The organism is Mesorhizobium sp. BR1-1-13, assembly GCF_020165515.1.
Lineage (GTDB): Bacteria > Pseudomonadota > Alphaproteobacteria > Rhizobiales > Rhizobiaceae > Mesorhizobium.
In genome coordinates this window covers 1-21,394 of the sequence record NZ_JAIUIH010000023.1, presented here as the reverse complement: position 1 = coordinate 21,394, position 21,394 = coordinate 1, and the positions used below count along the sequence as shown (strand labels likewise).

General features: G+C 63.2%; 20 protein-coding genes and 1 pseudogene. 14 read left to right on the top strand and 7 right to left on the bottom strand.

The features are described 5' to 3' along the window. Positions 1 to 207 (bottom strand): annotated as a pseudogene (locus tag LB533_RS29565) (hypothetical protein); the annotation flags it as partial. Between the two features lie 27 nt (positions 208 to 234). Continuing rightward, complete coding sequence (locus LB533_RS29560) at positions 235 to 2,622, bottom strand: phosphoketolase (protein ID WP_224678857.1); 2,388 nt, start codon at positions 2,620 to 2,622, stop codon at positions 235 to 237. 164 nt (positions 2,623 to 2,786) lie between these two features. Between LB533_RS29560 and LB533_RS29555 the strand changes: the two genes are divergently transcribed. From LB533_RS29555 to LB533_RS29540, 4 genes are all read left to right on the top strand, one after another. Then, positions 2,787 to 3,389 carry an alpha-ketoglutarate-dependent dioxygenase AlkB gene (locus tag LB533_RS29555; RefSeq protein ID WP_224678855.1) on the top strand — a complete coding sequence of 201 codons (603 nt, stop codon included), beginning with the start codon at positions 2,787 to 2,789 and terminating at the stop codon, positions 3,387 to 3,389. Positions 3,390 to 3,623: 234 nt separating this feature from the next. Then, on the top strand, positions 3,624 to 5,393 hold the full coding sequence (locus LB533_RS29550) for a thiamine pyrophosphate-dependent enzyme (RefSeq protein WP_224678853.1): 1,770 nt from the start codon (positions 3,624 to 3,626) through the stop codon (positions 5,391 to 5,393). A gap of 339 nt (positions 5,394 to 5,732) precedes the next feature. Beyond that, entirely contained in the window at positions 5,733 to 6,197 is a 465-nt protein-coding gene (locus tag LB533_RS29545; protein ID WP_224678851.1) for an Hsp20 family protein, read from the top strand. 686 nt (positions 6,198 to 6,883) lie between these two features. After that, positions 6,884 to 7,186 (top strand): DUF982 domain-containing protein, encoded by a 303-nt coding sequence (locus tag LB533_RS29540; RefSeq protein ID WP_140641474.1) that lies wholly within the window; start codon positions 6,884 to 6,886, stop codon positions 7,184 to 7,186. A 144-nt stretch (positions 7,187 to 7,330) separates the two neighbouring features. Here LB533_RS29540 and LB533_RS29535 read toward each other — a convergent pair whose 3' ends face one another. The 4 genes from LB533_RS29535 to LB533_RS29520 form a co-directional block, all read right to left on the bottom strand. After that, the gene (locus LB533_RS29535) at positions 7,331 to 8,038 is read right to left on the bottom strand and encodes an SDR family NAD(P)-dependent oxidoreductase (protein WP_246674457.1); all 708 of its coding nucleotides are present in this window, start codon (positions 8,036 to 8,038) and stop codon (positions 7,331 to 7,333) included. 132 nt (positions 8,039 to 8,170) lie between these two features. Beyond that, positions 8,171 to 8,506, bottom strand: a complete 336-nt coding sequence (locus LB533_RS29530; RefSeq protein WP_140641478.1) for a hypothetical protein — start codon at positions 8,504 to 8,506, stop codon at positions 8,171 to 8,173. Beyond that, entirely contained in the window at positions 8,506 to 9,372 is an 867-nt protein-coding gene (locus tag LB533_RS29525) for a DUF6772 family protein (protein ID WP_140641752.1), read from the bottom strand. Before LB533_RS29525 ends, LB533_RS29530 begins: the two co-directional genes overlap by 1 nt. A gap of 52 nt (positions 9,373 to 9,424) precedes the next feature. Beyond that, entirely contained in the window at positions 9,425 to 10,564 is a 1,140-nt protein-coding gene (locus tag LB533_RS29520) for a mandelate racemase/muconate lactonizing enzyme family protein (protein ID WP_224557062.1), read from the bottom strand. A gap of 133 nt (positions 10,565 to 10,697) precedes the next feature. On the opposite strand from LB533_RS29520, the gene LB533_RS29515 reads away from it, so the two are divergent. The 9 genes from LB533_RS29515 to LB533_RS29475 all read left to right on the top strand — a co-directional run bounded on the left by LB533_RS29515 (position 10,698) and on the right by LB533_RS29475 (position 19,286). Next, positions 10,698 to 11,456, top strand: a complete 759-nt coding sequence (locus tag LB533_RS29515; RefSeq protein ID WP_140641482.1) for a FadR/GntR family transcriptional regulator — start codon at positions 10,698 to 10,700, stop codon at positions 11,454 to 11,456. Then, positions 11,453 to 12,241: an SDR family NAD(P)-dependent oxidoreductase gene (locus LB533_RS29510; RefSeq protein WP_140641484.1), complete on the top strand. Its 789-nt coding sequence runs from the start codon at positions 11,453 to 11,455 to the stop codon at positions 12,239 to 12,241. The genes LB533_RS29515 and LB533_RS29510 overlap by 4 nt, the downstream gene beginning before the upstream one ends. A gap of 79 nt (positions 12,242 to 12,320) precedes the next feature. After that, on the top strand, positions 12,321 to 13,565 hold the full coding sequence (locus LB533_RS29505; protein ID WP_224678850.1) for an ABC transporter substrate-binding protein: 1,245 nt from the start codon (positions 12,321 to 12,323) through the stop codon (positions 13,563 to 13,565). Between the two features lie 23 nt (positions 13,566 to 13,588). Continuing rightward, on the top strand, positions 13,589 to 14,509 hold the full coding sequence (locus LB533_RS29500) for a carbohydrate ABC transporter permease (RefSeq protein WP_140641753.1): 921 nt from the start codon (positions 13,589 to 13,591) through the stop codon (positions 14,507 to 14,509). Between the two features lie 41 nt (positions 14,510 to 14,550). After that, positions 14,551 to 15,348 (top strand): carbohydrate ABC transporter permease, encoded by a 798-nt coding sequence (locus LB533_RS29495; protein WP_140513925.1) that lies wholly within the window; start codon positions 14,551 to 14,553, stop codon positions 15,346 to 15,348. An 8-nt stretch (positions 15,349 to 15,356) separates the two neighbouring features. After that, on the top strand, positions 15,357 to 16,382 hold the full coding sequence (locus tag LB533_RS29490; protein WP_140641490.1) for an ABC transporter ATP-binding protein: 1,026 nt from the start codon (positions 15,357 to 15,359) through the stop codon (positions 16,380 to 16,382). Between the two features lie 93 nt (positions 16,383 to 16,475). Then, a complete protein-coding gene (locus LB533_RS29485) occupies positions 16,476 to 17,939 on the top strand; it encodes a phospholipase D-like domain-containing protein (RefSeq protein ID WP_224557058.1) in 1,464 nt (487 codons plus the stop codon). 107 nt (positions 17,940 to 18,046) lie between these two features. Next, positions 18,047 to 18,847 carry an endonuclease/exonuclease/phosphatase family protein gene (locus LB533_RS29480; protein WP_140513604.1) on the top strand — a complete coding sequence of 267 codons (801 nt, stop codon included), beginning with the start codon at positions 18,047 to 18,049 and terminating at the stop codon, positions 18,845 to 18,847. A gap of 112 nt (positions 18,848 to 18,959) precedes the next feature. Continuing rightward, positions 18,960 to 19,286, top strand: coding sequence for a hypothetical protein (locus tag LB533_RS29475; RefSeq protein WP_140641494.1), 327 nt, complete (start codon positions 18,960 to 18,962; stop codon positions 19,284 to 19,286). A 304-nt stretch (positions 19,287 to 19,590) separates the two neighbouring features. Here the strand turns inward: LB533_RS29475 and LB533_RS29470 are convergent, their stop codons facing one another. Further along, positions 19,591 to 19,980, bottom strand: a complete 390-nt coding sequence (locus LB533_RS29470; RefSeq protein ID WP_224678849.1) for a hypothetical protein — start codon at positions 19,978 to 19,980, stop codon at positions 19,591 to 19,593. 100 nt (positions 19,981 to 20,080) lie between these two features. On the opposite strand from LB533_RS29470, the gene LB533_RS29465 reads away from it, so the two are divergent. Then, positions 20,081 to 21,394, top strand: a 1,314-nt coding sequence (locus LB533_RS29465) for a putative Ig domain-containing protein (RefSeq protein ID WP_224678847.1), incomplete at its 3' end; no start/stop codon positions are given.

Sequence of the window (21,394 nt, the reverse complement as noted above, 5' to 3'; positions counted from 1 at the left end):
AACCTCTACGGGCGGGCGGACGGGCTTGACGGAGCGTTTGACGATGGATTTGCCCGACGCATCCTTGGCGACGAGGCTTGGCTCGTCATCCAGGTCTTCGAACGCACCGCTCACCGTGAGCACCGGTCCCTCCTGTGATCCGGCTTCGAACAGGCCGAACTTCAGGCTGGACGAACCCGCATTGAGGGCGAGTATTGCGCCGGTCACGAGCGGCGCTCCCCGGCGGGCGCGGCCTCAATCATCCGCCGCGCCCGCCCTGTCGCGCCAGGCCCAGTTCCGGATCTCGGGCATGTCCTCACCATGTTGGCGAACATAACGCGTGTGCTCGTTCAGGCCGTCGGCAAATCGGGCCCTCGCATCGGCTGCCCTGGCGCTCAGCCCCGGCACCCGATCGATCGCCTCGATGGCTAGGTGGAAGCGGTCCAGTTCGTTGAGCACCGCCATGTCGAAGGGCGTGGTCGTCGTGCCCTCTTCTTTGTAGCCGCGAACGTGGAAGTTGTCGTGATTGGTCCGTTTGTAGGTCAACCGGTGAATGAGATAGGGATAGCCGTGATAGGCGAAGACCACCGGTCTGCCGGTCGTGAACAGCCTGTCGAATTCCGCGTCCGCCAGGCCGTGGGGATGCTGTTCCTTGGGCTGCAGCGCCATCAGATCCATCACATTGACGACGCGTATCGCGAGATCCGGTATCGCCCGGCGAAGAAGGTCGACAGCGGCGAGTGTCTCCAGCGTCGGCACGTCTCCCGCGCAGGCCATCACCACGTCGGGATCCTCTCCTCCACGCTCGGTTCCCGCCCAATCCCAGATCCCGATGCCGGCCTCGCAATGACGTATGGCGTCGTCCATCGGCAGCCACTGGGGAGCCGGCTGCTTGCCGGCAACGATTACGTTGACCCGATTGTAGGTTCGCAGGCAGTGATCCGTGACCCAGAGCAGCGTATTGGCATCCGGCGGGAAGTAGATGCGCACGATATCCGCCTTCTTGTTGGCGACGAGATCGACGAAGCCGGGATCCTGGTGGCTGAAACCATTGTGATCCTGCCTCCACACATGGGAGGTCAACAGATAGTTGAGCGACGCGATCGGCCGCCGCCAGACAAGTTCACGCGAGACCTTCAGCCATTTGGCATGCTGGTTGAACATGGAATCGACTATGTGGATGAACGCCTCGTAGCATGAGAAGAGGCCGTGCCGGCCGGTCAGCAGGTATCCTTCCAGCCAGCCTTGGCAAAGATGTTCGCTCAGCACCTCCATGACGCGGCCGTCGCGCGCCAGATGCACGTCATAAGGCTCGATCTTTTCCATCCAGACGCGCTCGGTCGCGTCGAACACCGCATCCAGCCTGTTGGACGATGTCTCGTCCGGCCCCATGAGCCTGAAATTGCGAGCATCGGCATTCAGCCGTATGACCTCCTCGATGAACGCTCCCATGAGCTTCGTCGCCTCGCCCCTTGCGCCGCCGGGTTTCGGGACCGCGACTCCGAAGTGGCGGAAATCCGGCAATCGCAACTCCTGCTTGAGCATCCCTCCATTGGCATGCGGATTGCTGCCCATGCGCCACTCGCCGTCCGGCGCCAGGGCCTGTAGCTCGTTTCGAAACCTGCCCGCTTCATCGAAAAGCGTCTCGGGCCGATAGCCGCGCATCCAATTTTCCAGAGCTGCGAGATGGCCCGCATCCTTTCGCGGGTCGGTGATCGGCACCTGGTGCGCGCGCCAGAAACCCTCGACCTTCTTGCCGTCCACCTCCTTCGGGCCGGTCCAGCCCTTCGGGCTTCTCAGCACGATCATCGGCCAGCGGGGACGATGGTCCACTCTGCCGGTCTCGCGCGCTTCCTTCTGGATTTCATCGATCCGATCGAAGACCGTATCGAGCGTTTCGGCCATCAGCCGGTGCATCGCCCGGGGTTCGTCGCCTTCGACGAAAAAAGGTTCATAGCCATATCCAGCCAGCAGGCTCCGCAACTCTTGCACCTCGATCCGGGCGAGCACCGTCGGATTCGCGATCTTGTAGCCGTTGAGATGAAGGATCGGCAGGACAGCGCCGTCATGGACCGGATTGAGGAATTTGTTCGAATGCCAGGAGGCTGCCAGCGCCCCCGTTTCCGCCTCGCCGTCGCCGATCACGCAGGCCACGACGAGGTCCGGGTTGTCGAACGCGGCGCCATAGGCGTGAGCCAGCGCATAGCCGAGTTCGCCGCCCTCGTGGATCGACCCTGGCGTTTCCGCGGCCGCATGGCTCGGGATGCCGCCCGGAAAGGAGAATTGACGAAAGAGCTTGCGCAGCCCATCTTCGTCGTGGCTGACCTCGGGATAGATTTCGCTGTAGGTCCCTTCGAGATAGGTGTTGGCGACCATTCCCGGTCCGCCATGGCCTGGGCCACAGATGTAGATAACGTCGGCATCCCGCCGTCGGATGACGCGGTTGAGATGGGCGTAGATGAAATTCAGGCCAGGCGTGGTCCCCCAGTGGCCAAGCAGGCGAGGTTTGATGTGCTTCGGCCGCAACGGCTCTTTCAGCAGCGGATTGTCGATGAGATAGATCTGCCCGACCGACAGAAAATTCGCCGCCCGCCAATAACGGTCGATAAGATCGAGCTCTCCTTGTTCAGGCTGGCTACGCATTGCCCGCACGAGTTTCTCCTTGGCAAAGCTGGTTGAAATACGATGCGTGCCGCCCGCCTTGAATAATCCGACAGCGAAGTCGAGGTTCCCATGAAATGCGAGCCGCCCCACGCGGCTGGCCGGTGAAATCTTGCTTCAGCCGCGGATTTCACCATCTAAAGGCGATGCCATCGCCCGGATCCAGCAATCCCACGGACCCGCGCCAGGACGACCTCTTTGGTGCGCCCGACAGCTTGCCGGAAGGATTTCGTTACCTGCCCGAACTGATCACGCCGGCGCAGGAAGCTGAACTGGTGCGGGAGCTCGAGAGCCTGTCCTTCCAGCCATTCGATTTCCACGGCTATCTCGCCAACAGGCGCGTGGCAGGCTTCGGCCTGCGCTACGACTATGAGCGGCGCCAAGTGATGGAGGCGCCGCCCATACCAGGTTTCTTGCTGCCCTTGAGGGACAAGGTAGCCGGCTTTGCCGGCCTGCCTGCCACCGATTTCGTGCAGGTCCTCATCAACGAATATCGGCCGGGCGCCGGCATCGGATGGCATCGCGACAAGCCGCACTTCGGCATTGTCGCCGGAGTGTCGCTGTTGGCTGCTTGCAGTTTCCGCCTGCGCCGCAGGAACGGTGCGAAATGGGACCGCGAAACCGTTACGGTCGAGCCGAGGTCCGCATATCTGATGGCTGGGGCCGCCCGGACCGAGTGGGAGCACAGCATACCGCCGGTGAAAGAGCATCGCTATTCGATCACGTTGCGGACGCTCCGGCCGTCGTGATCCATGGACAACGACGACGGTGCACCGCCCCGCGCGGAGGCAGAGAGCTGCCGGAGCCAAGAAATTTCACTCGGGCATGAAACTTTCCCTGCCACCGATGGTTTTGCCGACAGGTTTTGCGGGCGCTGCCCGAGGACGGACGGCAGCTCTGCCCCGATCCCGATACGAAATCCTGAAGCGCCCCTCGAGCACATGGCTTTGAGAAGCCGGCCTGCTCAATGAAGGAAATCAATCATGCCCAACGCTGCCGAAATCCTCGTCGACACCCTGATCAACTGGAAAGTGGAGGTCGTCTTCGGCCTGCCGGGCGACGGCATAAACAGCATCATGGAGGCGTTGCGCACCCGCCAGGACCGCATCCGGTTCATCCAGGTCAGGCACGAGGAATCGGCCGCCTTCATGGCTTGCGCCTATGCCAAATGGACCGGCAGGCTGGGCGTCTGCCTTGCCACCTCGGGACCGGGGGGCACGCACCTCCTCACCGGGCTTTACGACGCCAAGCTCGACCAGGCTCCGGTGCTCGCCATCACCGGCATGCAGTTTCACGACCTCATCGAGACCTTCACGCAGCAGGATGTCGATCTGACCCGCGCCTTCAACGATGTCGCGATCTTCAACGCACAGGTCTCCGATGCCGCCCATATGGAAAACTTGGCCGGTCTCGCCTGCCGCTCGGCCCTTGCCAGGCGCGGCGTCGCCCATCTGTCGATTGCCAGCGATGTACAGGAAAACGAGTTGCCCGAGGCGGACCGCTCGAAGCGAAACCGGCCCTCGCACACCCCCGATCGATGGTTCGAAGGCAGCCGGCTTCCGGCCGCCGACCAGCTCGACCAGGCGGTTGAGATACTCAACGCGGCAAAAAAGGTCGCCATCCTGGCCGGACGCGGCGCACTCGGCGCACGCGAAGAACTCGAACGCGCGTCGGACCTGCTGGCGGCACCCGTCGCGAAGGCGCTGCTCGGCAAAGCCGTACTGCCCGACGACCATCCGAATACGACCGGCGGCATCGGCATTCTCGGCACCCGCGCCTCGCAGGATGCGCTGAGCGAATGCGACGCCCTGCTGATTGTCGGATCGACCTTCCCCTACATCGAATACTATCCCGAACCCGGCAAGGCGCGCGGCGTCCAGATCGACCGTGACGCCCAGAGGATCGGCCTGCGCTATCCCGTCGAGGCAGGGCTCGTAGGCGATGCCGCCGAAACCTTGCGTCTTCTCAACGAACGCCTCGAGCGCAAGAGCGACCGCTCCTTCCTGGAGAAGGCGCGGCAGGAAATGACCCGCTGGCGCGACGCGATGGCGATTTCCGAAGCCAAGCCGGATGTGCCGCTGAAGCCGCAGCTCGTGGTCAAGGCATTCGGCAGGCGTATGCCCGAGAACGCGATCCTGGCAACCGATTCAGGACAGAATACCGAAATGGCCGCTCGGCACATCGACATGAAGGCGGGACAGGCGTTCGGGGTTTCTGGCGCGCTCGCCTCGATGGCCTGCGGCCTTCCCTATGCGATCGCCGCCGGCATTGCCTTTCCGGGGCGCCCTATCTTCGCGGTGGTTGGCGATGGTGGACTTGCCATGCAACTCGGCGAATTCTCGACCGCGGTACGGCACGGCATTCCCCTCAAGGTCCTCGTGCTCAAGAACGGCATGCTGAACCAGATCGCCTGGGAGCAGATGATGTTCCTTGGCAATCCGCAATTCGGCTGCGAGCTGCAACCGATCGATTTCGCCATGGCTGCCGAGGCCATGGGCGGCATCGGCTACAGCGTCTCGCGGCCGGAAGAGGTCGAGGGCGTGCTTGAGGCGGCCTTCGCCACGCAGGGACCGGTGATCATCGAGGCCGTCGTGGACGCCTATGAGCCGATGATGCCGCCGAGGATGCCACCGGATTATGCGAGGAATTTCCGCAAGGCGCTGCCGGACACGCCTGGACACCACCAGATCGAGGACAATGTCGGCGAGGAACCGCTGAAGTCCATGATGAGCGAAGTTTCCGAGGAAGCGTAGGCGCAGCCGGTCTCGCCCCAACATCTCGACCGGACGCGCGCGGCCAGAGTGCATAGGCAGTTCTAGCGAGCCCTCGCTATCGACGCCCGACCATGGCCGGAGGTCTTCGGACAGCCGCTTCGGGCAGATCCTACTGTTGCGAGAATGAAAGGATGGTGCTGCACAGGCTGCCGTAAGCCACTGTTCTTGCACGGAAACGTAGCAACAAAATTTTTTTTGGGACCCCTCTTGAAGAGATTTTTGGCCGTCCCCAGATCGTTTCGCGTCGAGGCTTCGGCTCGATGAAAAAGGCGTCGCGACATCCGCGGCGTCCCATGTTGCTTTTCGGAGGATATGGCTATGAGAAGTGTGGATTTTGCACCCCTTTACCGCACGACGGTCGGCTTCGACCGTCTCTTCGAGATGCTCGACAGCAGCGTTCGCTCGGACTGGCCCCCCTACAATATCGAAAAGAAGAGTGAGAACGACTACCGCATCACCATGGCGGTAGCAGGCTACGACCTGGACGAGATCGAACTCGTGCAGAACGGCGCCGAACTGTGTGTCACCGGACGCAAGAAGCCCGATCCAGAGCAGCGGCAAGTTCTCCACCAAGGCCTTGCGATAGGCAATTTCAGACAGGCCTTCAGGCTGGCCGACCACGTGAGAGTGGAGGCTGCGACGCTGAACTGCGGTTTGCTCGCCATCGACCTCGTGCGTGAGGTTCCCGACGAACTCAAGCCGCGCCGCATCGAGATTGGCGTCCGCGACCCTCAAAATACAACGAAGTCAATAAGCCAGGATATGCCGCGCAAGGCGGCCTAAGACATGGTCAACAACCTGCGGTCCGCCTCCCGGCAACGCCCGGAAGCCAAGATTGCGGAGAACGGAGATGACAAGCGAAGCTGATATCTTTCTTCAAACCGGCGCAAGAAGACCGACCCGCATCGACGTCTCGTCGTTGCCGAAAAGCCCCGGCGACGTCCTCAACTGCTCAACCATGAGCCTTGCGGCGAAGCGTGCCTTGCTTGCCTCATGGGCCTCGGACAGGCATGCGGTTGACGACGCTCCGTCGCTGCGCAGGCTGGATGATGGCTCGGTCATGAATGTGGATGAGATCCTTCGCGCGCTGAAGGCACTGGATGAGGGCGAGCAAGGGAATCCGCCGCACAGGGCGGCGTCTCGGTCCCAGCGGCGTTCCTTCGGCCGCTTCCGTCGAGGGAGTTGGTCCCGCTGGATCGCGGGCATCCGAGGTGAAGACGATGATGACGATCCACCTCCGAGCCCGGTCTGCGCGGCGATCCCGCCGAGGGCAGGCGGTGGCGGGGCGTTTTCCCTGCCGGAACCTGAAGCAGCCTAGAGCAGTCCAGGGAAAAGCGTATACGCTTTTCCCTGGAAAATACGTGGAAACAAACAGTTAGAGCAGTTCGGCGTCTTGTGAAACGATGAACTGCTCTAATGAAGGGGTTGGCGCCAACTCCTCAAAAGCATCCAGCCAACGGAGGAAGTTCATGAACGACAAAATGTTCGAGCAGCCCGTTCTGGTGAAGAACGGGGATTTCATGATCGAGGAAGTAGCGTGCCTCGAAGATGCATTCGAGTTTCTGCAGAATTGGCCCCGGAACCGCAGAGGCCCGATTTTCGAAACGGCCCTGCGCGCGTGTCAGCGCGCCTATGACGGCCATGTCCCAGCCTCGCTGGCACGCGATGCTTTTGCCGGCTTTGCCCGCTCGGCCAGGATCCTTGAAGACGTCTCGACCTCCATACCCTGGATGGCGGGGGTCAAGACGGGCAGAGGCGGCGTTTCCGCCTGAGGAGAACGTTCGCCGAACCTTCGGTTTTCAAGTATGTCAGGTTCCGGGCAACGTCATGGAGAGCACCTAGCTCCGTAGGTCGTGCCGCCGGCAGGGCGCAGTGACCGGTGCCTAACGCCGGTCACCATGCCTCGCTCGTGCCGGTCAGCGGAACATCGAGCCGCCATCAACGTCGAGCGCCGCGCCATAGACGAAGCTCGCGGCGTCCGAGCAAAGGAACAGGATCGCGGCGGCCATGTCGTCGGGCCGGCCCATGCGGCGCATCGGCAAATTGGCCGCGATGCGGTCCTTGAGAGCCTGGTCGATATGGGAATGCATCGGCGAATCGGTCGGCCCCGGATTGAGCGCGTTGATGCGCACCTTCTTTCCCGCCAATTCGCGCGCAACCGACTTCACCAGCGACAGCGTGCCGGCCTTGGACGCCGCATAGGCTGTGTCGGCGATGAGCCCGCCGCCGCCATGCACACCGGCGTCGGAGGCCACGCAGACGATATTCCCCCCGCCGGCATTGCCTTGCATGCGCTGCACCGCCCCCTGGACGGTGAAGAAGGTGCCCAGCAGATTGACGCCGAGGACGCGCTGCCAGTGCGCCCAATCCTGCTCCGCGATTTTCTTGGCGGTGATGATCGCCGCGCAGGTGACGACATTGTCGAGCCGCGCCAGCCTGGCGTCGCAATAGTCGAACATGCGCCCGATGCTGTCGGGGTCACCCATGTCGGCCACCACCTTGTGCGGTGTCCCGGCCATTCCGCTCAGTTCGTCATGGCGCTTCGCCAACCCCTCAGTATCGCGGTCACACATCACCACCTCGGCGCCCTTGGAGAGAAAGGCACGGGCGGTCTCGAAACCCATGCCGCTCGCGGCACCGGTCACCAGCACGGTCTTGCCGGCAAAACTGTCCTGGGCAAACGTCGCATAGGGGTCGATCATGATGTCTCCGTGAACCGATAAGAGGTGGCCGGCGGCAAGGTTGGCGAGGCGTGTTCAGGCTTTCAGGTGCAGCGTCACGAGTACGCTGCACTCCGCGCCGCTGTCGAAACGCGCCGCGACGCGCAGCCAGTTGCCAAAATGGCTAAGCCGCGCCATTGCCATGCCGTCGCGCTCGGCCGGCATGACAAACTCGGTGCCTTCGCGCAGCCAGTGCATTCCATCCGGCGATATCTCGACCCACGCCGTTGCCGCAGGGCCGACAGGTTGTTTCAACGCGCGCACGAAGAAGATCGCCTCGCGCGCCCATCCTGCCTCGTAAGGCTCGCTGGCGGCCTCGCCGCGCCAGCGCTCGTTGCGCGAGACGACCGCGGTGATGTTCTCGGGCAGCATCAGAAGTCTCCGGAAATGCAGATGGAATCGACATAGAGGAAGGCCCGTTTGGCAACGTCGGTTTCAGCGAAGAGGCCGAAATTGAGCATACACCACAGGTTCTTCATCGCCGGAATGCGGATCGAATCGAATCCCGAGAGATCGAAGCTGCGATCGTTGCAGCGCAGCCCGAGCGCCGTCATCGATTCCAGATCGAAATCGAAGCACAGATAAGTCCAGTTCACCTTGGTGGGGATCTCGTTGTAGCACAGGCGCTGCGATCCGCCGGGAAGGTCGAGCCAGCCCTCCGGCGACAGGTGATAGTGGCTGATCGTCTTGTCGTCGCTGCCGATCGGGATGATCTTCTCTGTCTCGCGCTTGTATTGCCATTTTTGCAAGTGCTGGCCGTCGAGCGCGTTCAAAAAGCGCAGATGCGGCATGACCCGATCACTGTTTCCATTCTGGTCTCCGCCCTGCAGGTCGAACAGGAAGCCGACGGAGCGCACATCGGTTTCGGACAGCTTCAGCGCATTGGCTTCGGGCTTGAAGGTGAAATACATTTCGAAACGGATCGGCCCGCGCTTCCTGAATGTGTGGCGTTTGATGGCAACGTTACGGGCTCCCGGCACGGGACGTGTCGCAACCTTCAACGCGTAGGATGAATCCATCCCCCCGTGTGAGCCGGCGTCCCAGTGCGCGAGCGTGGACAGCATGGCGCTGGTATGCTGCGCGTAGCCCGGCAGCATCGTGTCCAGATCGTCCTCATAGTTGCCGACAAGCTGCGACCAGCCGCAATGGCCGCGCGCGAAATCGTCGAACGACAATATCCGCGGCAGCGGGTCGAAGCGGCTGAGCGCGGGGTCCGCGCGCAGCAGCGCCAGCCGCATCGCCTCGATCAGGTCGCCGCTTTGGTTCGGAGCCTGGTTCTTCATCTCGGCCTCATCCGGCTTTCAGTTTCTTGACGGCGTCCCAGTCGATCTCGATACCCAGCCCCGGTTTCTGCGGGACCTCGAGCGTGCCGTTCTTCTGCCTGACGCAACCGGGCGCGAGATCGGCCAGACTGGTCTTGAACGGGCTGGCGTCGCATTCGCACTCCATGACGCCGAAGTTCGGCATCGCCGCAGCCAGATGGACGCTTGCGGTCTCGCAGACAATGCCCGACATGCCGATATGCGGCGCGTAGCGGACGTCATGCGCGGCGGCGTAGTCGGCCATGCGACGCGTCTCGGAGATGCCGCCCGCGCGCGCCACGTCGGGCTGCAGCACGGACAACGTCCGGTTGGCGATCAGGCGCTGCGCCTGGTCCAACGTGAAATTGCTCTCGCCCGCGGCCAGCGGCACGTCGCAGCGCCGGCGCAGTTCCTCATAGCCCTGCTCGTTTTCCGGTTGCAGCGGCTCCTCGAACCAGAAATAGCCGTTTGCCGAAAGCGCACGGCCCACCTCGACCGCTTCGTCCAGATTGTAGGCCCAGTTCGCATCGACGCAGAGCCCGATCGCATCGCCAGCGCGCTTGCGGATGCGCTCGATCCGTTTGCAGGCTTCGCGCACGGGCCGCGCCATCTTCCCCTTGATGCGCGTAAAGCCCTCGCCGAGATAACGATCGAGTTCAGCGTCGGCGACATCGTCGTCGACCCAGTTGACCGCGGCGGCGTAGACGTCGATGCGATCGCGTCCGACACCGCCGAGAAGCTTTGCGATCGGCTGTCCGGTCGCCTTGCCCAATATATCCCATAGCGCGATGTCCACGCCGGCGATGGCCTCGATCAGCACGCCGCCCGCCCTGCCCGAAAGCGCGCGGCGCATGGACTGCCATAGGGCGCCGATGTTGCGCGCGTCCTGGCCGAGCAGGCGCGGCTTGAGCGAGCTTTCGATCAGCTCGACATAAGCCTTGGGCGAGAACCGCGCCAAGGTTTCGCCGACGCCGACAATGCCCTCGCTCGTGCGCACTTCGACCAGGACCAGTGAGACCTTTTCATAGACGCCCCAGGACGTGACCGTGGGCCGGGGCAATGTTTGGCTGAGGGGATGGGCAATCACCTCGGCAATCTTCAGCGGCCCCGCCGCGATTGGATCGCTCACGTGCATCGGCTCCAGATTTCTCCCTTGTCCTCTCGCACCGCCCTCATAGCTCTCACCTGTAAACTTAGCAACCAAAAAACTTAGTTGCTATGTTTGAGGAAACCGTGCTAGTGATCCGCGGAAAGGATCCCGAATGCCCCTGGACGCAGCACGAAAGCCGATTTTCGCCGCGAAACTCGCGAGCCCTTCCCGCCTCGCGGACGGCGTTTCGGACGCGATCGCCGCGGCGTTGTTCGACGGACGCATCGCGCCTGGTGAAGCGCTGCCGCCGGAAGGCGAGATCGCCAGGGAATTCGGCGTCTCCAAGCCCATCGCACGCGAGGCGCTGCGCCAGTTGACCAGCGCGGGCCTCGTTTCGACGCAGCAAGGAAAAGTCGCGCGCGCCAAGGCGCTCAGCGGCGAGCCGATGGAGCGCATCTACGCCTATGCGGTCCGTTCGAGCCTGACGCGGCTTCAGGAAGCCAACGAGATGCGCCGCGTCATCGAGGTTGGCATAGCCAGGCTGGCCGCCGAGCGCCGCGACCCGCGCGGCCTGGAAATGATGCGCCAAGCCGTGCTCGACATGCACTCAGGCATCGGCAGGCCTGGCGATTTCACGCAAGCCGACATTCTGTTCCACCTCGGCCTCGCGACAGCCACGGGCAACTCCATGATCCGCATCCAGATGGAAGGATTGCGGTCTGTCCAACGCGAGGTTTCTGAACTGTTCTCCCAGCGCTCCAACCGCACGGAAGCGGATTGGCGGGCCACCGTCGAACGGCACCAGGCGATCTACGACGCGATCGTGGCGGGCGACACCGATCTCGCGGATCGGCGTATTCACGAGCATTTCGACGCGGCCGACATCGCCTCGTTCGAGGTTGCCGAAAAGCTCGGGGAGCCGTCGCCGTGAGCAAGGACCGTTTTTCCCTTGCCGGACGGCGGGCGCTGGTGACCGGCGCCAGCTCCGGCATCGGGCGCGCGGTTGCGATCGCCCTGGCGCAGCATGGCGCCAGCGTCGCGCTGCATCACTTCGGCGACGCCGCCGGCGCGCGCGAAACGGCTGCCGCCATCGGCCCGGGCACCGCGGTTCTCGAAGCCGATTTCACCGATAGCAAGTCAATGTCGGCCTTTACCGATGAAGCCGCCGGCGCCGGGCCCATCGACATCCTCGTCTCGAACGGCGCGATCGAGCGGCGCCGTGCATGGAGTGAGATCGACGAAGCGCATATCCAGGCCCATGTGGCGGCAAACTTCACGGCCCTGCTGACCTTGGCCACGCGGCTTGTTCCCGCCATGGCCAAGCGCGGATGGGGACGCGTGGTCGCGACCGGCAGCGTGATGGCGAGGCGTCCGCGCGCGGAAACGATCGTCTATGCTTCGCTGAAGGCGGCGCAACTGATGGCGGTGCGCGCCATGGCGCGCGAGGTTGCGCCGCATGGCGTCACTATGAATGTGGTATCGCCCGGCGCGATCGAGACGGAGGCAACGGCCGAGCGCTACCGGGACGCCGCCTTCCGCCAAGCGGTCGCGGCGAAGATTCCCGCCGGCCGCCACGGCCAGGCCGACGACCTCGTCGGCGCCTTCGTTTTTCTGTGCAGCGACGCCGCCCGCTACATTACCGGGGCTGACCTGCCCGTCGACGGCGGCTGGACGATCGGCGACGCGCCCGGCGCGCTGCCGGGGACAACAGCATGACAAGTCGCCGCCGCCTGCCGGCCCGTTCGTTGCGTGCCCGCAGTTGTTGATTGGACCATCGGCGTTTCGGGAGGAAACCATGAAGACCGCAATCAAGCTTGCACTATCGACCTTGGCGCTGTGCGCCCTGTCGGCGCAGTCGCTGGCCCAGGAACTCCGGGTGACCGTGTGGACCGGCAGCGAGGCCCACCTCAAGATGCTGAACGGCATCGCCCAGGGCTTCATCGCCAAGCATCCGGGTGTCACGGTGAAATTCGAGACCGTTCCGGTCGCCGACTACACGCAGAAGCTCACCTTCCAGGTCGCCGGCGGCAACGCCCCCGATATCGCCTGGATGATGGAAGATGCCGCACCCGCCTTCGAGAACGCCGGGCTGCTGATGGACATCGGCCCGACGCTCAAGGCGACGCAGGGATATAATTTCGACGATTTCTCCGAGCCGGCCATGGCGCTCTGGCAAAAGGACGGCAAGGTCTACGGCGTGCCCTTCTCCACCTCGCCGTTCCTGATCTACTACAACAAGGACATGTTCGACAAAGCAGGTGTCGAAGATCCCAACCAGCTCGCCGCGAAGGGCGAGTGGAACATGCAGAAATTCCAGGAGGTCGCCAAGAAGATCACCGAGGCCAATCCCGGCAAATGGGGCTTCGAATTCAAGGATGGCGAGGGCTACGCATCGCGCATGACGCACGCCTTGCTGCCGCCCGTGCGCGCTTACGGCGGCGATCTGTGGGCCGACGGCCAGTGCGGCCTCGACAAGCCTGAAGCGGTGGCTGCCATCAAGCAGCTCCACGACATGGTGTTCAAGGACAAGTCGATCGTGCCGCCGGGAGAGCAGGGCGACTACTTCTCCGGCAATTCGGCGATGACCGTGAACCAGATCTCGCGAGCCTCGAAGATGCCCGAGGCGGGCTTCAAATGGGGCATCGCCCCCTTGCCTTCGGGACCCGCCGGCGAGGCTCCGGTCATCGGCCAGGCCGCGTTGGCCGTCTTTGCGTCCGGCAAGAACAAGGAGCTTGCCGCGCAACTGGTGGCCGACATGACCAGCAAGGACAATGTGGCTGTCATGGCCCAATTCTTTCCGCCGGCCCGCAAGAGCGTCCTGGAGAGCGACGCCTTCGTCAACTCCAACAAGCTGATCCCGCCGCAGCAGATGAAAAGCGTCGCCGCAGCGATCGTCAACGGCCGCGTTCACCCTTCGCATGAGCATGTGCCGCAGATATTCGCCGCGATGGCGCCGCGCGTCGACGCGCTGTGGCGGGCCGACGCCAATGTCGAGGAGGCGCTGAAGGGCGTCTGCGCCGCCATTCAGCCATTGCTCTGACAGGATTTCGGTTCATGGCAGGCATGGCATCCCGGGACAATGCGGCGCGTCCTGCCAGCGCGCCGTGGCTGAGCTTGAAGGCCAGGGAGATACTGGAGGCGTGGCTGTTCGTCAGCCCGACCTTGATCGGCTTCCTGGTCTTCTTCCTTGGGCCGCTGGTCGCCATCTTCTATTATTCGACGACCGAGTGGAACCTGCTCAGCCAGCAGGCGGCCTTCGTCGGGCTTCGCAATTTCCAGAATGCGCTGCTGGAGAACCCCGACTTCTGGCATGTCGTGCGCAATTCCGTGATCTTCGCGCTGGGGCTCGTTCCCCTGAACATGGCGCTGGCGCTCTCGCTTGCGCTGGCGCTGGCGCGGCCGTTCCTCGGCGTCGTCTTCTTTCGCACGGTCTTTTTCGCGCCGGTGGTCACATCGGCGATTGCCTGGGCCATCGTCTGGAAATTCATGCTGCAGGGCGAAGGCGGCGCCGTGAACCAGATGCTCGCCTGGATCGGCATCGATGGCCCGAACTGGTTGCGCGAGCCCAACTGGGCGATGGCGGCCGTCATCGTCACCCGCGTCATCAAGATGGTCGGCCTCAACATGATCCTCTACATCGCCGCGCTCCAGTCGATACCGCGCGACTACGAGGAGGCAGCCGCGCTGGAAGGTGCCTCGCGCTGGCAGATCTTTCGCATGATCACCTGGCCGCTGCTCGCGCCGACGACGCTGGTCATCATGGTTCTGACGACGATCGGCTCGTTCAAGGTGTTCGACCACATCTACCAGATGACCGGTGGCGGCCCGGAAAACGGTACCCTGGTGCTGGCCTTCTACATCTATCAGCAAGGCTTCAAATTCTTCAACGTCGGCTACGCGGCAGCACTGGCCCTGATCATGTTCGTCATCGTGATGGCGCTCACCCTCGTGCAGGTGATGTTGCGGCGGAAGGAGATGGAGTGACCCCGCGCCGGACCGAGATTCTCTATCGCATCTGCTGGACCATGGCGCTGCTGCTTTTGGCCGTGCCCTTCGTGTTCCCGTTCCTGTGGATGATTTCCGGCGGGTTCAAGAGCACCACCGAGATATTCGGCGCGCCGACCCTCATTCCCCGCGTCTGGCGCTTCGAGAACTTCGCGGAAGTGTTCACCTATCAGCCCTTCGCGCGGCAGTATTTCAACTCGCTCTATATCGCCGCGACGGTGACGGTGCTGACCCTGTTCATTGCCTCGCTCGCGGGCTACGCGCTGGCGCGCATCCGCTTTGCCGGCGCCGGGCTGTTGATGCTGTTCCTGGTGATGGCGCTGATGGTGCCGGAAGAGGTCACCATCATCCCTAACTTCTTCCTGATCCGCGCCATGGGCCTGATCGACACGCACTGGCCGCTGATCCTTTTGCCGGTATTCGGCCCGCAGGGCGTGGTGGCGACCTTCCTGATGCGTCAGTTCTTCCTGGCGCTGCCCAGGGAACTCGAAGAAGCCGGCAAGATGGACGGCCTGTCGCGGTTCGGCGTCTGGTTGAAAATCGCCCTGCCCATGGCGCGGCCGGCCCTTGCCGCGGTTGCGATCATCACCTTCCTGCATTCGTGGAACCTCTTCCTCGAGCCGCTGATCTTCCTCAGTTCGCTCGAAAAATTCACGCTGCCGCTGGCGCTGTCCAATTTCAACGACAGCTACGGCCTGCCCTTGTGGAACCTGCAATTGGCGGCGACCAGCCTGGCCGTGGTTCCCATCCTCATCATCTATCTGATCGCCCAACGCCAGATCATCGAGAGCTTCGCCCTCTCCGGCGTCAAGGGATAAGGGGAGTCATGACAAAGCTTCTGCTCAAGGACATCCGCAAGCGGTTCGGAACGGTCGAGGTCATCCGTGGAGTCGATCTCGAGATCGAAGATGGCGAGTTCGTCGTCTTCGTCGGCCCGTCGGGGTGCGGGAAGTCGACGCTGTTGCGGCTGATCTCCGGCCTCGAGCACCTCAGCGAGGGCGAACTCCACATTGGCGGCCGCCTGGTCAATGAGGTTCCGGCGGCCAGGCGCGGCGTGGCAATGGTGTTCCAGTCCTATGCGCTCTACCCCCACCTGACCGTACGCGACAATATGGGTTTTGGCCTCAAGGTCCGCAAAGTGCCCGCCGGCGAGCGCGCCCGGCGCGTCTCGGAAGCCGCCGCGACGCTGAAGCTCGAGCCGTTGCTCGACCGTTTCCCGCGTCAGCTATCGGGCGGACAGCGCCAGCGCGTGGCCATCGGCCGCGCCATCGTCGGCAATCCCGACGTCTTCCTCTTCGACGAGCCGCTTTCGAACCTCGATGCCGAATTGCGCGTGCACATGCGCTCCGAGATCGCAGCACTCCACCAGCGCCTGTCGACGACGATGATCTACGTGACCCACGATCAGATCGAGGCCATGACCCTTGCCGACAAGATCGTGGTGTTGCGCGACGGAAGGATCGAGCAGGTCGGCTCGCCGCGCGAACTCTACGAGAGCCCCAGAACCATTTTCGTCGCCCAGTTCATCGGCAGCCCGAAGATGAATATCCTGCCGCTCGCCGATGGGCGGCCGATCACCCATGGCGCGTTGCTGCCCCCGACGGCCGTCTCGGTCGGCATTCGGCCCGAGCACCTGTCGCTGGCCCAGCCTTCGTCCGCCACGCTGCGCGGCAAGGTAAAGCTTGCCGAATACACCGGCGCCGTCACGCTCATCCACGTGGAATTGGACGCAGGCCAGACTTGCCTTGTCATCCACAATCAAGGAACGGCGCCCGAGATCGGCGTCGAGATCGGCCTGAACGCAGCCCCCGCGCACCTGCATTTCTTCGACGGCGAGGGCCGCGCGGTCTGACGCGATCATGAATGGCCGCAGCGCGTGGCGTGGGAACGCGGCGAATGATCGTCCGCATTGCCTTCTGTATCCGCTCGCTGGATAGTTCCGGCCATGCTGCAGAGCCTGGCGACTCACTGGCCTCAAATCCTGGCGATCATCTCGGTGGTGATCGCGAGCGTTGGCATTGCCCATGCCGTCATGACCAAGGAGGACGTCCGCGCCGCTACTGGCTGGGTGGGCGTGATGGTGCTGTCGCCGATCCTCGGCGTGCTGATCTATACCGTGGCCGGTATCAACCGCATCCGTCGCGCCTCGATCAGCGCGCAGCGCTCGCTTGCCGGCGATCTGGCGTCCGCCAGGCACGACCGCGACATTGCCGCCGAGGAGGCCCTGATCGTCGAACGGTACGGGCTGCGCTTCATCGGCCTCAGGACGCTGGGCGACAGGGTGGCGCGACGCGCGCTCCATCCAGGAAATGCGATCACTGTCCTGGAAACAGGCGATGAAGCCTATACCGCGATGTGCGCGGCCATCGACGGCGCCGAACGCAGCGTCCTCCTCGAAACCTATATTTTCGACAATGACCCAGTCGGCCTGCTCTTCGTGGAATCCCTTGCTCGGGCCGTCCGGCGCGGCGTCAGCGTGCGCGTGTTGATCGACGCCGTGGGCGCCCGCTATTCCGTGCCCAGCATATTGGGCCATCTGCGCGGCGCCGACATCACCGCCGGGCTCTTCAACGGCAACATCGTCATGGGCCTGCACCTGCCCTATGCCAATCTGAGGACCCATCGGAAGATCCTGGTGGTCGACGGCATGGTTGCCTTTACCGGCGGCATGAACATTCGCAAGGGCTTTTCCGCCGAGTTTGCCGGCTCCAACAGTTCCAGGGACACGCATTTTCGCGTGACCGGTCCAGTGGTAGCCGACCTCTTTTCGGTTGCCGCCGAAGATTGGCGTTTCGCCAGCAACGAGGCGCTGAAGGGCGATGCCTGGCGAATTGCCCCGCTGTCGCCGGCGCCCGCCACGCCCATGCTGGTGCGGGCGGTCGCGTCCGGCCCGGACGCCAGCGTCGAGACCAATCACAAGCTGCTGATCGGCGCCTTCTCCGTCGCGCGCAAATCGATCCGCCTCATGTCGCCCTATTTCCTGCCGGACCGCGAACTGATCAGCGCCCTGACGACTGCGGCAAGACGCGGTGTCGAAATCGACATCGTGGTGCCGGCGGTGAACAATCTTTTCCTCGTCGATCGTGCGATGACGGCGCAGTTCGACCAGGTTCTGAAGCACTATTGCCGCGTCTGGCGCACGGAAGGACCTTTCGACCATTCGAAGCTGCTTTCGATCGATGGCGCATGGGCCTATGTCGGGTCTTCCAACCTGGACGCGAGGTCGCTGCGGCTGAATTTCGAGATCGACCTGGAGATACTCGACGCCGGCTTCGCCAGCGAGATCGAAAAGCGGATCGTGGCCGCGATCGAGACGGCCGTCCCTGTCACGCTGGAAGCATTGCGGGCGCGGCCATTCGTCATCCGCCTGTTCGATCGCATCCTGTGGCTGGGCTCGCCCTATCTTTAACAAAAGGACGTGTTTGCCAGATAGCTTGACGTGAACGGTGGAACAGATGCCGAAAGGTTCTATCTTTTGAGGTGCATGGTGCAAGCAGCAGGAATGGCGGGCAAACGATGCGGGTGAACGGGCGCAGCCTGCCGGCAAGCATGCTTTTGTCCATTCGCGACAAGCGGATGCGGAAGGCAAATGCCACGTCGACGAACAAGGCGGACGCCACCGGAACGCTGGTCGCCTCCTACAATGTCCACAAATGCATCGGCGTCGACCGCAAGTTCGATCCCGACCGCACCAGCCGGGTCATCCGCGAGATCGACCCGGATGTCATCGCCCTGCAGGAAGCGGACAATCGTTTCGGCGACCGGACCGGACTTCTCGACCTGTCCCGGCTCGAACTGGAAACCGGCCTGGTGCCGGTGCCGATTTCGGCGACCGGCAAGGGCCATGGCTGGCACGGCAACGTCTTGCTTTTCAAAAAGGGCGTCGTGCGCGACGTGCATCAGATCAGGCTTCCCGGGCTGGAACCCCGTGGCGCACTGGTGGCGGAAATCGACCTCGACGGAAGCCAGTCCCTGCGCGTCATTGCGGCGCATTTGGGCCTGCTGCGCCGTTCGCGGTCGCAGCAGGCACAGGTCGTGCTGGATATCATGAACAGCCCCGATGAGAAGCCGACGCTGCTGCTCGGCGACCTCAACGAATGGCGCCTCGGAAACCGCTCCGCGCTGAACACGCTGCATCTGACGTTTGGACCGCTGCCGCCGGCTGTTCCCACCTTCCCTTCGAACCTGCCCCTGCTGGCGCTCGACCGCATCATGGCCAACCGGCACGGAATGATCGCGGCCGTCGAAGCGCATGACACGCCGCTGTCGCGGGTCGCCTCCGACCATCTGCCGCTGACCGCCTTTGTCCGCCTGTAGCCGCACACCGATAACGCCTTGATGTCGACCGCGTTGGAAAGCGTGTAGGGCCGCGTCGGAACGGCGGCTCTTCTTGCGAGTTGATATGGCTTGAACAACAGGAGGACAAGACATGAAAAGCTTTTTCCTGGCCGCGATGATGGCGCTGGCCGCTTCGGCTTCCGTCATTGCGCCGACGCAGGCAGCGAGCGTCACCATCCAGTCCGGCGACGAGCCCCAGTATTCGCCTGACGACGACTATGACAATGGCGAGGTCGTCGTGCGCCGCCATCACGATCGCCAGCGTTATATCGACAATCGCTATAACGACGACAGCGATGTTCGTTACAGCGACCGCGAATACCGCCGCTATCACAGGCATCACCGCTGCCACATCGAGCTGGTCAAACATTGGCGCCACCACCACAGGGTGGTCGAAGAGGTCCGTGTCTGCACCTGACCCGCCTGTTGCCGTCAAGGCATTGCTGTACGGCATGAATTCCACTCCATCACGGCGTAGCCACGTTTCCCATGATGTGGCTATGCCGTGATGTCATGCCGTCTGATATGTGGCTATTTGGTCACACCCAAACATTGCTCTCCGCTTCCCGTTGCGCCCAATATTGCGTTCCGCTAACAGTCAGGCTTGGCTGGGAAACTTTAGCAACGACAATATCTTGAAATATCTTGAGTGGATTCGTCGGTTTTTAGAAGAGAACCGAATGACATCAATCAGGATGCGATCGAATTCCTAAGCCTTGCTTTTATAAGTTGTTCGCGCGTCGCCAGACGGTGACGCCAGGGCTGGGGCGATCCATGTTGGGCTTTTTGGACTGGCCGCGCCAGTATGTGTCCCTGGGCGCTTCGGGCGTCCACAAGACCACTCTCAATCTTTTTGCGCTGCTCAGGCGAGCCAGGCTGCCTGCAAGACTGTTGGCGCGATACATAGGCGTATTTATTTCTCTTGCTATACTCTCAGTCTTCGCAAGCACCGCTGCCAACGCGGTGACAATCAACTCGGTGAGTGCCAGTCCCACCACCTTTACCGATCCTGGCACCCTCATCACCTTCACCATGGCCTTCAACACCGATAACCGGGCATGGACTGGTGCGACGTTCACGGATACGAATGGGTCGGTATTCAGCGTCGGCACTTGTTCCCCGGGCCCGAACGGCCAAACGAATCAGGCCGTAACATGCACTTTCACCTATACGACCCCTGCCGGACGGATCACGGATCTCCAATTCATTCCAATGGTCACGGTCGATGGGCTCGATACCGCCACTAGCAGTGGTCTCATCACAATAACCTACGTGCCATCGACCGTAACGCTAGCCTCGACGCCGTCGGCCGCGACGCAGGTCGGCCAATCCTACTCGCAGACCAATGTCGCGAGCGGTGGGATGGCACCCTACACCTATTCCATATCGGCTGGCAGCCTGCCTGCGGGTACCTCCCTGAATTCCGCTACGGGCACGGTGTCAGGCACGCCGACTGCCGCAGGCTCGTTCAACTACACGGTCCAGGCGGTCGACAGCACAACGCCGGCGCATTTGACGGCCAGCCAGACGGTAAGCGGGACGATCGCCAAAGGCACGCAGACGACCAGCTTCACGCAGCCGGCGAATGCGGCGCTGACCAGCGGGCCGGTGACGCTGAGCGCCACCGCTTCCTCCGGCCTCACGGTCGCCTTCACCTCGACGACGACGGCGGTGTGCACCGTCAGCGGCAATTCGGTGACACTGCTCTCGGCCGGCACCTGCACCATCGACGCCGACCAGGCCGGCAACGCCAACTACCAGGCCGCCGCCACGGTGTCGCGCAGTTTCTCCGTCACCCAGGGCACGCAGGCGATCAGCTTCACGCAGCCGGCGAATGCGGCACTGACCAGCGGACCGGTGGCACTGAGCGCCACCGCTTCGTCCGGCCTGACGGTCGCCTTCACCTCGACGACGACGGCGGTGTGCACCGTCAGCGGCAATTCGGTGACGTTGCTCTCGGCCGGCACCTGCACCATCGACGCCGACCAGGCCGGCAACGCCGACTACCAGGCCGCCACCACGGTGTCGCGCAGCTTCTCCGTCACCCAGGGCACGCAGGCGATCAGCTTCACGCAGCCAGCGAATGCGGCGCTAACCAGCGGACCGGTGGCACTGAGCGCCACCGCTTCCTCCGGCCTGACGGTCGCCTTCACCTCGACGACGACGGCGGTGTGCACCGTCAGCGGCAATTCGGTGACGTTGCTCTCGGCCGGCACCTGCACCATCGACGCCGACCAGGCCGGCAACGCCGACTACCAGGCCGCCACCACGGTGTCGCGCAGCTTCTCCGTCACCCAGGGCACGCAGGCGATCAGCTTCACGCAGCCGGCGAATGCGGCGCTGACCAGCGGACCGGTAACCCTGAGCGCCACTGCTTCCTCCGGCCTGACGGTGGCCTTCACCTCGATGACGACGGCGGTGTGCACCGTCAGCGGCAATTCGGTCACGCTGCTCTCGGCCGGCACCTGCACCATCGACGCCGACCAGGCCGGCAACGCCGACTACCAGGCCGCCACCACGGTGTCG

Bases quoted from the DNA above. Each gene is read 5' to 3' on its own strand.
- LB533_RS29490 (WP_140641490.1), top strand. From the start codon at position 15,357: ATGACAAAGCTTCTGCTCAAGGACATCCGCAAGCGGTTCGGAACGGTC.
- LB533_RS29545 (WP_224678851.1), top strand. From the start codon at position 5,733: ATGAGAAGTGTGGATTTTGCACCCCTTTACCGCACGACGGTCGGCTTC.
- LB533_RS29555 (WP_224678855.1), top strand. From the start codon at position 2,787: ATGCCATCGCCCGGATCCAGCAATCCCACGGACCCGCGCCAGGACGAC.
- LB533_RS29515 (WP_140641482.1), top strand. From the start codon at position 10,698: ATGCCCCTGGACGCAGCACGAAAGCCGATTTTCGCCGCGAAACTCGCG.
- LB533_RS29560 (WP_224678857.1), bottom strand. From the start codon at position 2,622: ATGCGTAGCCAGCCTGAACAAGGAGAGCTCGATCTTATCGACCGTTAT.
- LB533_RS29530 (WP_140641478.1), bottom strand. From the start codon at position 8,506: ATGCTGCCCGAGAACATCACCGCGGTCGTCTCGCGCAACGAGCGCTGG.
- LB533_RS29505 (WP_224678850.1), top strand. From the start codon at position 12,321: ATGAAGACCGCAATCAAGCTTGCACTATCGACCTTGGCGCTGTGCGCC.
- LB533_RS29480 (WP_140513604.1), top strand. From the start codon at position 18,047: ATGCGGGTGAACGGGCGCAGCCTGCCGGCAAGCATGCTTTTGTCCATT.
- LB533_RS29525 (WP_140641752.1), bottom strand. From the start codon at position 9,372: ATGCGGCTGGCGCTGCTGCGCGCGGACCCCGCGCTCAGCCGCTTCGAC.
- LB533_RS29475 (WP_140641494.1), top strand. From the start codon at position 18,960: ATGAAAAGCTTTTTCCTGGCCGCGATGATGGCGCTGGCCGCTTCGGCT.
- LB533_RS29495 (WP_140513925.1), top strand. From the start codon at position 14,551: ATGGCGCTGCTGCTTTTGGCCGTGCCCTTCGTGTTCCCGTTCCTGTGG.
- LB533_RS29550 (WP_224678853.1), top strand. From the start codon at position 3,624: ATGCCCAACGCTGCCGAAATCCTCGTCGACACCCTGATCAACTGGAAA.
- LB533_RS29500 (WP_140641753.1), top strand. From the start codon at position 13,589: ATGGCATCCCGGGACAATGCGGCGCGTCCTGCCAGCGCGCCGTGGCTG.
- LB533_RS29535 (WP_246674457.1), bottom strand. From the start codon at position 8,038: ATGGGTTTCGAGACCGCCCGTGCCTTTCTCTCCAAGGGCGCCGAGGTG.
- LB533_RS29540 (WP_140641474.1), top strand. From the start codon at position 6,884: ATGAACGACAAAATGTTCGAGCAGCCCGTTCTGGTGAAGAACGGGGAT.
- LB533_RS29485 (WP_224557058.1), top strand. From the start codon at position 16,476: ATGCTGCAGAGCCTGGCGACTCACTGGCCTCAAATCCTGGCGATCATC.